Origin of the sequence: Sporomusa sp., assembly GCF_035561155.1 — a bacterium.
In the GTDB taxonomy this organism is placed as follows: domain Bacteria; phylum Bacillota; class Negativicutes; order Sporomusales; family Sporomusaceae; genus Sporomusa.
The window spans coordinates 26,054-36,741 of the sequence record NZ_DATMYD010000081.1 but is presented as its reverse complement, the minus strand read 5'-3'; the positions used below and the strand labels follow the sequence as shown (position 1 = coordinate 36,741).

Genomic DNA, 10,688 nt, shown 5'->3' with positions numbered 1-10,688 from the left:
GATAAGGTAGAAGACAAGTTATAAAGGTTTCCTAAATGGTAAAAGACGACCCTCACCCCAAAATTGGGAACAAGGGTCGTCTTCTGTTTCGTACTTTTTAAGCTTTGCTCCGTCAAAACCACAAGTTCTTCAGTGGCCTCGCAAAAGCCAGGGGTCTAATCCTATTGTAAACAGTGCCACGGGAAATACTGATCTTGAGCTTGGTAAAGATGGCCGTACCCCGGAGCCCGGTTATCATATCTACAGAATAAGAAAGAAAAAGGGCATACGCCGCTCAAAAATTATCGATTGATAACTGTTGGGTAGCTATTCTGAGTAGTCACCTCATCGGCAAAATAAGTATTCTCGGTCTCCCAGCGTTTTAACTGGCAATAGGCCCAAGGGACATAGAGCCCGATAGTAATAAAGGTTAATATCATAATCAGAAGCCAGTGTCCTAGAAATTGAATTCCGGTGCCAGTGAATACTAACTGCCTGCCATTTACGAATGTGTTATCTGCAATCCATCGTTGTTGTGCAGAATAAGCCCACGGAAAAAATAGCCCCAGGGTAACTACTGATACGAATGAAGTCCATATTACTAACCAGAGATAACCAAACCCGGTACCACGGAACTCAAAGGTTTTTGACATAATAACCCCTCCGGTATATTAATGTTCTACGTCTTCCCCGGCATTTCAATCCTCTTACAAATACTTATAAATGGCTAAGGCTATCAGTAAAACCACGCAAGCGGCCATGATGAGTGGTGTCTGCGAACGAGGTTCTTCTTGTTTAACGCCAGCTTTTTCCCGGCGAAGTGATTCCTTAATATCGTCAAACGTCGGCTGCTTATGCATGGATTCTTTAATAATTGGCTTACCGCAATTAGGGCATATATGAGCGTTGTCTGGGCATTCGTAGCCACAGTAAATACATGTGATCATAACTGCTCCTTTCTTTCATACATACCGGGTATGTTTTTTTGCCACCATTAATTTACATTTTACGTCTGATATCTCCATTTGGCAATAAGAGCAGGTGTAAGTTTCTATCTGGAGCTATTGTCCAAAGGCAGCGAAAGAATAGAAAAGCACCCGTTGAATTTTTCAACGAGTGCATATCAGGGAGCTTTACCTATTTGAATTGTTGCTCCTGTTTTGCATAGATATCTATAGCCGGTACAGGGGGAGAGGTTTTTTGCTTATTCGCTTTGCTGGTATGGGGCAGCTTATAATAGAACTTTTCTCCATAACTACCAGAGGACTTCATACGATCTACCTCCCCTATAGCGCTGTCTGATAATTTTCAAACGGCGACATAGAGCCGCCGTTTACAAAAAGGAGTATGAATTACGAGAGGAGATTACCGTTTGCCGCAACCGCCGCCGCAATCTTTTTCATTACGACACTCGTTAACGTTAGCGATCTCACGAGCGAACTCAAGGTTCTTCTGATCCTTTTCATTACAGCACTGCTCATTTTTACGGTTGTTCTTTCTCATAGAATCACCTCCGATAATTATGGTGTCCACATATATTAATTTAATAACTGTCAAATAATGAATGAAAAGGGTGGCCCATAAATTGTTAGTCATGCACGAATTTTTGTTTAGCATACTGAGAATATGGGAATAGTATGAAGGAGCAAAAACAATGTGAGGTGATCTCTAGTTTTGATTCGATTCCGCAATCATCCAATTGTAATTTTTACGGCACTGCTAACAATTTATACGATTTGCAATTCGATTTCTGCAATCTTTAAGTAAAGCAGGACCTGGTAGCCGCTTAAATAGAGCGGCTACTGTTATTTTATCCAGAGGTTGATGACAAACGGAAAAAAAGGCGGTTTTACCCGCCTGTCATTCTGCCAGATGATTATCTTCAAACACTTTTGGCCGGGACTTGAGCGGTTGTTCGTATTCCCAGGGACCATTCGCCTGCTTTACCGGTAGTATTACTTCAAAATCTTCGGCAAAGTCTGGTTTTTGGGAATCAGTTTCAGTAGAATACACACTACCACCTCCGGTGTTAGTGTGTCCTATTTTTGGGATTTTACCATTAGTATGGAGCGGCGATAAAAACCTTTAAGCTTCTTCTGGAACAGCTTGCTCAGAAGCTGTTTCACTGCTAATGACGTCTTCTTGAACGAGACCGGGTTCACGGCTATTACTCATCTTTGCCAGTAACTCAATCATCTGTATATTTTGTGCAATAATGATTTCTTGGTTCTTTGTCACTTGCTCAAGCGGAGACAAGGCTGCCTGAAATTTTTCCACAATATGTTTTACAATTTTATCATAAGAAGCCAACATAATACCCCCCTTATATTTACTGGTATATTGTATTAGCAATGGCTGCCAAAGGTGAATGAATAAAAAAATATACAGAGGAGGATTTTAATTATTTAGGAAGAATTGTCCATAATACAGGAGTAATCTATTTAGCAGGAGGGATATCATGTCAGATAAAAAGCCTGATTTCAAGGAAGTCGCCGAAGCAAGGCGCTCGGTCAATTTTTTTGATGCTGGAAAATCAATTGAGGACCAGACATTAAAGGAGATTATTAATCTTGCGGTGCTTGCGCCGTCCTGTTTTAATGTTCAACCGTGGCAAATTATAGCGGTAAAGTCAAAGGAAAAACGTGAAGAAATCTACAATACTGCCTGCAAGCAGCCCAAGGTACTTGAGGCACCGGTACTTTTAGCGGTTATTGGGGACAAACACGGCTACAAGCGGGATAATCCTATTTGGGATGAGAAACTCCGGTTAGGTCATGTTACTCCGGAAGCGGTAGACGGCTCGATAGGCTATGCCGAGAATGTTTTATTTGCTACTAATGATCAAAAAGTGGCGTTTGCTGCCAGTAATAGTGCCCTGTTAGCGATGAGTATTATGTATTCAGCTAAGTACTATGGTGTTGATTCTCACCCCATGATCGGTTTTGATGAGCCCAAGCTGCGGGCCATTTTTGAGTTGCCTGAGAACAAGATAATCACTATGCTGATTTGCCTCGGTTATTTTGACCAGACCAAATCGCTCTATCCTCGTGAAACGCGTTTTACCTATGACAAGATTGTAAAGGAATTTTAAATTTAACTGTAAAGAAAACACGGCTTGCGCCGAGCCTTGGCGAAAGCGGAAAAGCCGCCTGTGCCCTTTGGGTAATGTTGCCCTTATCCAGGCGGAAAGTTATACTTCTAACAGGACAAAAAAAATGGACCTCCGGTTATGAGCGGAGGTCCATTTTGTTCAGAAGGAGGCTGGAAGCTGCGATACAGGGTAATGGCTAGTCCTCTTCAGGGTTTTGGTTAGGCTTAGTGTGTTTTGGTTGATAATCATCAGCAGTTTTAGATGTTTGCTGAGTTGATTGCGAGCCTTTAGATTTAGCCCGTTGCAGGCTACGAAACTGATCGAGAGTTCTCCCGCCCATTGCATAACCCCCTTAATAACGTTATCGGGATAATATTTCCCTAATATATAAATGCGTAATTTAGCTGATGATTATTCAAGAACTTGCGCCAGACTGATGGCTGACGATATTTTCCGGGGTCAATTTTTTATGCGTCCACCAGATGTAAGCTGTGCTCATTAAGGTTTAAAAAAACGTTATCGCCTGGTGAAAATATCTTTTTGTGCATGGGATTATATTCGAGAATGATACAATGCTGGGTGCCGATGGCTATTTTATAATCCTGGTAAGCGCCCATAAAGACAGATGACTCGACTTTGGCCGGGATTTTGCCGGTGTCTGACAGGGACACGGATTCAGGTCTAAAGACGGCTTTTACCCGTTTGCCGGGTTCCAGAACAAGGTCGGTGCTGACTGAAAACAATGCGTCCAGGCATTTTACTGTAGCTGTGCCGGGCGAGACCGCAACAACCTCGGCGTCTAAGATATTGGCCAGGCCGATAAAATCGGCAACAAACTGGCTGGAGGGTTTGTTGTAGATTTCGCTGGGTGTGCCGATTTGCTCAATATTGCCTTTGTTCATAACGATTACGCGGTCAGACATGCTCATAGCTTCCGCCTGGTCATGGGTAACGTAGATGCTGGTGATCCCTACTTTTTGTTGGATTTTTCGGATTTCTGAACGCATGTGAATTCTGAGCTTGGCATCAAGGTTGGAGAGCGGTTCATCAAAGAGGAGAACGCCAGGTTCCATGACCAGTGAGCGGGCCAAGGCCACTCGCTGCTGCTGACCACCGGACAGCTGGTTGGGATTTCGTCCCTCCATGCCGGCCAGTCCAACCAGGTCGAGAATAGCCATAACCTTTTCATTAATGACTGCCGCTGGCAGTTTTTTGATTTTTAGGCCATAGGCGATGTTTTCAAAAACGCTGAGATGGGGGAACAGGGCGTAACTTTGAAATACCATCGAGGTATCGCGTTTGTCAGGGGTGAGTGAAGTTACCTTTTCTTTGCCGATGTAGATATCACCGCCGGTAGGTTTCTCAAAGCCGGCAATCATCCGCAAGATGGTTGTTTTACCGCAGCCTGACGGGCCAAGGAGAGTGACAAATTCGCCAGGCAGGATGGCAAGCGATACTTTGTTGACGGCGACAATCTGTTTGTTGTTTTGGCCTTCGTAGATTTTCTCCAGATTTGTGACATGAACGCTTTTAGAATTAATCATTGTATCACCTTCTTATATAGCAGTAAAAAATATACCGGAGTCTTATTCGCGGAAGGCATTGATTTCAACCCCCATGCGGCCGAGGGCCATTTTAAGAATGCCTGTTACCACAAGCACGATAGCAATGAGCACTGTCGAATAGGCTGCAGCAACGCCGAGGCGGCCAACGTCAACCTGCGACATGATGGCGACCGTTAAGAGGTTGTAGCTGGCTGAGACTAAAAATACTACGGCGCTGACAGCTGTCATGCTCCGGACAAAGCTGTAAAGCAGGCCGCTGAAAAAAGCCGCCTTGATTAACGGAATCGTAACAGAGGTAAATACTTTAAAGGAATTTGCGCCTAAGTCCTGGGCGGCTTCCTCGATAGCCGGGTCGATCTGCTGGAGTGAAGCTACACCGGCGCGGATACCGACAGGCATATTTCTGAACAGGAAGGACAGGACAATGATGGTTGCGGTGCCTGTAAGCACCAGGGGCGGGGTATTGTAGGCCAGCACATAGCCGATACCGACAACTGTGCCAGGCACAGCCATGGACAGCATGGAAGCAAACTCCATGAAGCCCCGGCCAATAAACTTTTTCCGGGTGATGAGAAACGCGATTACCATGCCCAGCACGCCCGTGATCGGCATCGATATCAGCGATAGATAGGTGGTATCAATAATGGGCTTAAGGCCCAGTGACAGTACATAGCTATAATGCTTGAGGGTTGGTGTATAGTCAATGCCCCAGAGGTTGACAAACGAACCGAAGGGAATAAGGATATACAAGATGACGATGAAGAGACTGATCAGCATGCAGGGAAGGCCAACGGCCCAGATAATCACCGGGTCATCAATATAGTCGCGCTGCCGGGAGGGTTTGCCTGTCACGGTTACGTAGGACTTGCCGCCAACCCAGTACTTCTGGATAACAAACATGATGATCGATAAGGTCAGGAGAATCGTCGCCAACGCTGTGCCACCCTTGATATCATAATTGCCCATGGCTTGTAGATAGATTTTGGTTGCCAGCGTAGTATAGTTACCGCCGATGACCATCGCGTTGCCAAAGTCGGCCACTGTCTGGATGAATACTAGGAGGAAGCTGTTGGCAATACCCGGGGTAACGAGCGGTAGCACTACCGTTCTAAACACCTGCCAGCGTGAGGCGCCCATGTTGCGGGCGGCTTCTTCATAGGAGGGGTCGATTTGCTTTAGCAAACCGACAAGTACCAGGTAGGCTATGGGGAAAAAGGTCAGTGTCTGCACTACCGCCAGACCGACAAAGCCATAGACATTGGCGTCTTTGATCCCAAGGAGTGAATAGGTGATGAAGCCGCGCTGCCCAAACAGCATAATGAAGGCCATAGATAAGGCAAAAGGCGGCGAAACAATCGGTAGAATCGCTAGTATGCTAAAAAGTTTTTTAAAGCGCATTTTAAGGAACGAATCTGCGTAAGCAAACAGAAACCCGATGAGAGTGGCGAAAAAGCTGACTACCAGGCCTACCTCCAGTGTGTTTTTCAGCACCCGGATGTTGTCTTGCTGCTTAAAGGCTTCGCCATAGTACTGCAGGGTAATGGTGTCAGTTTTTGAAAGGAAGCTTTCTAATAGTACGTTATAGATGGGCCAGATGATGAATAGAACAAGTGAAATTAAAACAAGGATGATGGTGGTAAGCAGGATAGGATCCTGAAAAATCTTTTTTGTGTCGTCAAGGCTGCCTCTAACCAGGCCCATAGTTTTGCCTCCGCTTATAAGATTGGCGGAGCAGCCCGTTAAGAGTTACTCCGCCGGATAATATACCTTCAAAAATTATTGTTTAACTGCGTTATTCCATTTCTCTACAAGGGCATTGCGGTTCTTGCCAGCCCAATCAAGATCATATTTGATGAGTTTAGTGTCTTTAATTTCAGCAGCTTGTTTTGGTGGCTGGGCTTCGGAGTTGGTCAGGAACTGATAGGAGCCTGTTTGTGCACCCATTTCCTGCGCTTTTTTGGTCAGCGCCCAGTCGATAAAAATCTTGGCGGCTTCCTGATCGGGGCCGCCTTTGAGCATGGCGACAGCGCCGATTTCATAGCCTGTGCCTTCGGCAGGGGCTGTGAGAATGAGGTCTTTCATGCCTTCTTCACGGTATTTGATCGCGTCATGCAGGAAGGTGATGCCTACTATGGCTTCACCCTGGCCGGCCATGCGTCCGGGAGCCGTACCCGATTTGGGATAGGTCTTGACTTGACCGTTAAGCTGTTTCATGTAGGCCAGGCCCTTTTCTTCACCCATCAGTTGGACCATGGTGGCCAGCATGGTGTACGCTGTGCCGGAAGAACCCGGGTTGGCAACAACTACTTGGCCTTTGAATTCAGGTTTTAGCAGATCTTGCCAGGCTTTGGGGGCGGCGACGCCCTTTTCAGCAAGTAGCTTCTGGTTAGAGGAAAAGCCGAGATAACCGACATAGATTCCTGTCCAGTAGCCTTCTTTGTCTTTAAACTGATCTGGGATCTTGGCGGCGTTGGGGGAAACGTATTTTTCCAGCATGCCGTCTTCCTTTGCTTGGATGAAGCCGTCAGCCGGACCGCCCCACCATACTGAGGCCTTGGGATTGTTCTTTTCGGCTTTAATCCGGCCCATGATCTCGCCGGAACTCATGCGAACAGCATCTACTTTGATACCGGTGTCTTTCTCAAACTCCTGGATGGTTTTGATCATATGGTCTTCCATGAGGCCACAGTATAAGGTTAGCTTTTTAGGCTGTTCTTTTGCCGTTTCTTTGCTGCTGCCGCAGCCGGCGAATAACCCGGCGACAAGCATGAGGGTAAGCAGTACCGCGATCATACGGATTGCCTTTGACATGATATTCCTCCCTTATGGACATCCCCGCGTGAGAGTCCTATTTTCTTAATTATTGCATTTATCGGACAGATTGTGTATCAGGGCTATAGCGGGTTTGGCTGTCAGGAGAGCTGTACTTTTCCTGTCGGAATTTTTCCGACTTAATTGACAAGAAAAAAGAAAACCTGCTAGGCGGATTTTAGCATAGCAGGCGATGTTTTAAAGCATAGCTGACAAGCTCACTCCGCCTGGTAAATCTAAGCTTTTCCATGAGCCTGGCTTTATAGGTTTCGATGGTTTTTACACTGAGTGCTAACTTGACCGAGATTTCGGTGATTGAATGCCCGTACGCCAGTAGTTTCAGCACTTCTCTTTCGCGCGAGCTAAGAATCTGATAAGGATCATCTTCGACAGGTGGCCGTTCAGGGTTAAAGAGCGAGCCTAGCAAGAGCTGTGTGTTATCTGGATTGAGATAAATTTTGCCCTGAACAACAGCCTCGATAGCTGCAAAAATTTCGGTGTCAACTGAGCTCTTTGGCACATAAGCCAGAGCGCCGGCTTTCATGACCTCTTTCATATAGTTTTCATCTTCATGCATAGTAAGAACAATGACGCGTACTTTGATGCCCCGGCTTTTAATTTCCCTGATGCATTCCATCCCATCCATGCCAGGCATCGAAAGATCGAGTACCAGGATATCAGCTGCGGTCTGTTCCAGAATTTTTAATGTATCGTAGCCATTACTGGCTGTACCGATAACGGTGAGTTCCGGGCGGCTTTCCAAAAGCATTTTAAGACCTGTCCGGAGCAACGCATGGTCGTCGGCAAGGACTACTTTAATATTTTTAGCTGCCATGATACGCCTCCTCGGGATTGGGAACGATTACTCTGATGGTGGTGCCTTGTCCTGGCACTGACGCATATTCTACAGTGCCGCCTAAGAGCTCAGCGCGCTCCATCATGCCATAAAGCCCCAGGCGGTTTTCCTGGCGGGCCTGATCAATTGTGCTTTGCTTGAAGCCTTGGCCATCATCAGTCACTGAGAGCACAATATGTTTGGTGTTTACTTCGAGGTTGATGGCTATGTGTTTGGCACCCGCGTGTTTAACGACATTGGTCAGGCTTTCCTGCATAATCCGGTATAAGGCGGTGGCTGTTTGGCTGTGGATTCGGCCATCGTTTACTGTAACGGAAAAATCGACAGCAATTGAATATCTTTTATGGAAGTCATTCGCATACTTGGTCAGCGCCGGGACTAATCCCAAGTCGTCGATAGCCGGAGGCCGAAGATCGACAGCCAGGGTGCGGATATCCTTTAATGTGCAGGCTGCCAGTTCGCGCGCCCCCAGCAAAATCTCTTTTTCTGCCGGGTCGGCGGCCCGGTCGGCCAGGATTCTTAAGGATACGATCAGTGACGTGAGAGACTGGCCTGCTTCATCGTGCAGTTCACGGGAGATCCGTTTGCGTTCGTCTTCCTGGGCGGTGATGACTTTATTGAGTAAGATTTTTCTTAACTGTTCCTTCTCCTTAAGCTCCTCAATAAGCAGGTTGCGTTCCTTGCTGGTCTTACTCAAACTCTCGGCCATTTGCCGGAAAGCAAGCCCCAGCCGGCCTACCTCGTCAGAGCCGCCGACAGCGATATTAATATCCAGAGCACCTTGGCGTAGTTGATCCGTATAGCCGGACAATTGACGCAACGGCTGGGTAATGGACTTGGCCATACTGGCAGATGCAACCGCAGCGGCAATACATACTGCGAGGGTAATGAAAAACATTCGCTTTATCAGGGCAGTCAATTGCTCGCGCATGGCTTTCTCGGTCATGCCCACATGAACAAATCCAATCATGCCGTTTTCCACAGGCAGCGTAATATCACGAATAACCTCTTCATCAGTGTTCATGCGGACGATCGAGTAGGGAACATCGGTTTTGCCGCGATTGATGTCAAGGAGGCCCTTCGGGAAGCCGGTAACAAAGGTATGGGCTAACAGGCGGTTCTGGTGGTCTGTGATATAAATATAGCGTACATCCTGGTTGTGTTTATGGGTTTCGTTAATGAGTTCAAACAGGCTATAGGAGTTTCCTAATAAGATATGGTTTGTTCCCAGGGATGCCAGGTTGGCGGCCAGCTCCAGTCCGTGCTTGTCAAGCTGTTCTCCCAGGCTTTTATCTGTGTTATCCCACATAATAAAACCGAAGAACAGGCTGAGCGCCAGTAACATGGAAAGCAAAACCACGAAAAATTTCGTGTAGATTGATAAATTGTCTAGCTGCTTCATAGGCTGCCACCTGCCGTAACGCCGGGGGCTACAGGAAATAGCGAGGCATTAAAGGGGACAAACCGTTCAATCATGATGCCTGCCAAGGCTTCCTGGGCCTGACTGTTTGTATGCATTGAAAGCAGAGTGTGTTTTATCAAACGCTTTCGCTCAGAGTCCAGGTTTTTTCGTACAACAATAGGGCCGGTGCCGGCTTTCCCCAGTACGGATATGACTCGAATGGCATCGGCAATTTCGGGATTTTTTTGAATGGCATGATGGTAGACCAGGCTATCAATAACCGCACCGTCAACAACCCGATTGGCGACGGCTGACAAGGATTTACCATGGTTGTAGGTGTAAAAGTAGTGCCCAAAAAAGCCTTCTGGTGTCTGGTTTTGCTGCCGGAGTGCATGCACCACGGCAAGATAACCTGAGTAGCTGAGCGGGTCACAAAAGGCGAAGGTTTTACCGTGCAAATCTGTCAGCGCTTTGGCGGCACTGCCGCGGGGGACAATGAGATAAGCTTCATAATAAAGTGAGCCTTGGCGCTGCTGCATAACCAGCGGTTCGATCTCTTCATGGTCTGCGTAAAGAGTAAACGTGCCGGTAGAAAGAAAGGCAATATCAGCGCCGCCGTTGATTAAGAGCGAGCATACTTCTGAATAAGTTGGCCGTTGAATTAAGATAACAGGTGTGTTTATTTCGGCAGCCAGGCAATCGGCAATTTTCCGGTAATGGTGGATCGAGTCGCGTGGCGATAGTATTGATGATACGGCCAGCCGTAACGGCGGTGTACTTTGTGCGCTGGCGAAAGCAGGCTCGTTTTCAATAACGGAAAAACTTATGTAGGGCAGCGGTGTGTGATTCAAAAGCATTAATGTAATAAAGCCTGCCACAAGTAAGCCTGCAAGCCAAAAGAGTGAGGTTTTGTTCATGCAATCAACCCTTGCTGTCTGAACGTTCTAAATTGAGAATATATTATGTATCGAAAAAAGTAAATAG

At 46.7% G+C, this 10,688-nt stretch carries 13 protein-coding genes; 1 reads left to right on the top strand and 12 read right to left on the bottom strand.

Annotation, left to right across the window (positions count from 1 at the left end; all coding sequences use genetic code 11):
* Positions 1-281: 281 nt before the first annotated feature.
* The 6 genes from VN447_RS10635 to VN447_RS10610 all read right to left on the bottom strand — a co-directional run bounded on the left by VN447_RS10635 (position 282) and on the right by VN447_RS10610 (position 2,292).
* Positions 282-632, bottom strand: coding sequence for a DUF898 family protein (locus tag VN447_RS10635; RefSeq protein ID WP_325525330.1), 351 nt, complete (start codon positions 630-632; stop codon positions 282-284).
* A 54-nt stretch (positions 633-686) separates the two neighbouring features.
* Complete coding sequence (locus tag VN447_RS10630) at positions 687-926, bottom strand: zinc ribbon domain-containing protein (RefSeq protein ID WP_325525329.1); 240 nt, start codon at positions 924-926, stop codon at positions 687-689.
* Between the two features lie 190 nt (positions 927-1,116).
* The gene (locus tag VN447_RS10625) at positions 1,117-1,251 is read right to left on the bottom strand and encodes a hypothetical protein (RefSeq protein WP_325525328.1); all 135 of its coding nucleotides are present in this window, start codon (positions 1,249-1,251) and stop codon (positions 1,117-1,119) included.
* 93 nt (positions 1,252-1,344) lie between these two features.
* Complete coding sequence (locus tag VN447_RS10620) at positions 1,345-1,482, bottom strand: hypothetical protein (protein WP_325525327.1); 138 nt, start codon at positions 1,480-1,482, stop codon at positions 1,345-1,347.
* Positions 1,483-1,839: 357 nt separating this feature from the next.
* Complete coding sequence (locus VN447_RS10615) at positions 1,840-1,992, bottom strand: hypothetical protein (RefSeq protein WP_325525326.1); 153 nt, start codon at positions 1,990-1,992, stop codon at positions 1,840-1,842.
* A 72-nt stretch (positions 1,993-2,064) separates the two neighbouring features.
* On the bottom strand, positions 2,065-2,292 hold the full coding sequence (locus tag VN447_RS10610) for a hypothetical protein (RefSeq protein ID WP_325525325.1): 228 nt from the start codon (positions 2,290-2,292) through the stop codon (positions 2,065-2,067).
* 145 nt (positions 2,293-2,437) lie between these two features.
* On the opposite strand from VN447_RS10610, the gene VN447_RS10605 reads away from it, so the two are divergent.
* Complete coding sequence (locus VN447_RS10605) at positions 2,438-3,070, top strand: nitroreductase family protein (protein WP_325525324.1); 633 nt, start codon at positions 2,438-2,440, stop codon at positions 3,068-3,070.
* 467 nt (positions 3,071-3,537) lie between these two features.
* On the opposite strand, the gene VN447_RS10600 is transcribed toward VN447_RS10605, so the two are convergent.
* The 6 genes from VN447_RS10600 to phnD all read right to left on the bottom strand — a co-directional run bounded on the left by VN447_RS10600 (position 3,538) and on the right by phnD (position 10,621).
* A complete protein-coding gene (locus tag VN447_RS10600) occupies positions 3,538-4,614 on the bottom strand; it encodes an ABC transporter ATP-binding protein (RefSeq protein ID WP_325525323.1) in 1,077 nt (358 codons plus the stop codon).
* 42 nt (positions 4,615-4,656) lie between these two features.
* Positions 4,657-6,336 (bottom strand): iron ABC transporter permease, encoded by a 1,680-nt coding sequence (locus VN447_RS10595; protein WP_325525322.1) that lies wholly within the window; start codon positions 6,334-6,336, stop codon positions 4,657-4,659.
* Positions 6,337-6,411: 75 nt separating this feature from the next.
* Positions 6,412-7,446, bottom strand: a complete 1,035-nt coding sequence (locus VN447_RS10590) for an ABC transporter substrate-binding protein (protein WP_325525321.1) — start codon at positions 7,444-7,446, stop codon at positions 6,412-6,414.
* Positions 7,447-7,624: 178 nt separating this feature from the next.
* Positions 7,625-8,281: a response regulator transcription factor gene (locus VN447_RS10585; RefSeq protein ID WP_325525320.1), complete on the bottom strand. Its 657-nt coding sequence runs from the start codon at positions 8,279-8,281 to the stop codon at positions 7,625-7,627.
* Complete coding sequence (locus VN447_RS10580) at positions 8,271-9,704, bottom strand: HAMP domain-containing sensor histidine kinase (RefSeq protein WP_325525319.1); 1,434 nt, start codon at positions 9,702-9,704, stop codon at positions 8,271-8,273. The genes VN447_RS10585 and VN447_RS10580 overlap by 11 nt, the downstream gene beginning before the upstream one ends.
* The gene (phnD, locus tag VN447_RS10575; protein ID WP_325525318.1) at positions 9,701-10,621 is read right to left on the bottom strand and encodes a phosphate/phosphite/phosphonate ABC transporter substrate-binding protein; all 921 of its coding nucleotides are present in this window, start codon (positions 10,619-10,621) and stop codon (positions 9,701-9,703) included. Before phnD ends, VN447_RS10580 begins: the two co-directional genes overlap by 4 nt.
* Between the last annotated feature and the right edge of the window lie 67 nt (positions 10,622-10,688).

Coding starts and splice junctions, on each gene's coding strand:
- VN447_RS10635 (WP_325525330.1), bottom strand. CDS start 632: ATGTCAAAAACCTTTGAGTTCCGTGGTACCGGGTTTGGTTATCTCTGG.
- VN447_RS10630 (WP_325525329.1), bottom strand. CDS start 926: ATGATCACATGTATTTACTGTGGCTACGAATGCCCAGACAACGCTCAT.
- VN447_RS10625 (WP_325525328.1), bottom strand. CDS start 1,251: ATGAAGTCCTCTGGTAGTTATGGAGAAAAGTTCTATTATAAGCTGCCC.
- VN447_RS10620 (WP_325525327.1), bottom strand. CDS start 1,482: ATGAGAAAGAACAACCGTAAAAATGAGCAGTGCTGTAATGAAAAGGAT.
- VN447_RS10610 (WP_325525325.1), bottom strand. CDS start 2,292: ATGTTGGCTTCTTATGATAAAATTGTAAAACATATTGTGGAAAAATTT.
- VN447_RS10605 (WP_325525324.1), top strand. CDS start 2,438: ATGTCAGATAAAAAGCCTGATTTCAAGGAAGTCGCCGAAGCAAGGCGC.
- VN447_RS10600 (WP_325525323.1), bottom strand. CDS start 4,614: ATGATTAATTCTAAAAGCGTTCATGTCACAAATCTGGAGAAAATCTAC.
- VN447_RS10595 (WP_325525322.1), bottom strand. CDS start 6,336: ATGGGCCTGGTTAGAGGCAGCCTTGACGACACAAAAAAGATTTTTCAG.
- VN447_RS10590 (WP_325525321.1), bottom strand. CDS start 7,446: ATGTCAAAGGCAATCCGTATGATCGCGGTACTGCTTACCCTCATGCTT.
- VN447_RS10585 (WP_325525320.1), bottom strand. CDS start 8,281: ATGGCAGCTAAAAATATTAAAGTAGTCCTTGCCGACGACCATGCGTTG.
- VN447_RS10580 (WP_325525319.1), bottom strand. CDS start 9,704: ATGAAGCAGCTAGACAATTTATCAATCTACACGAAATTTTTCGTGGTT.
- phnD (WP_325525318.1), bottom strand. CDS start 10,621: ATGAACAAAACCTCACTCTTTTGGCTTGCAGGCTTACTTGTGGCAGGC.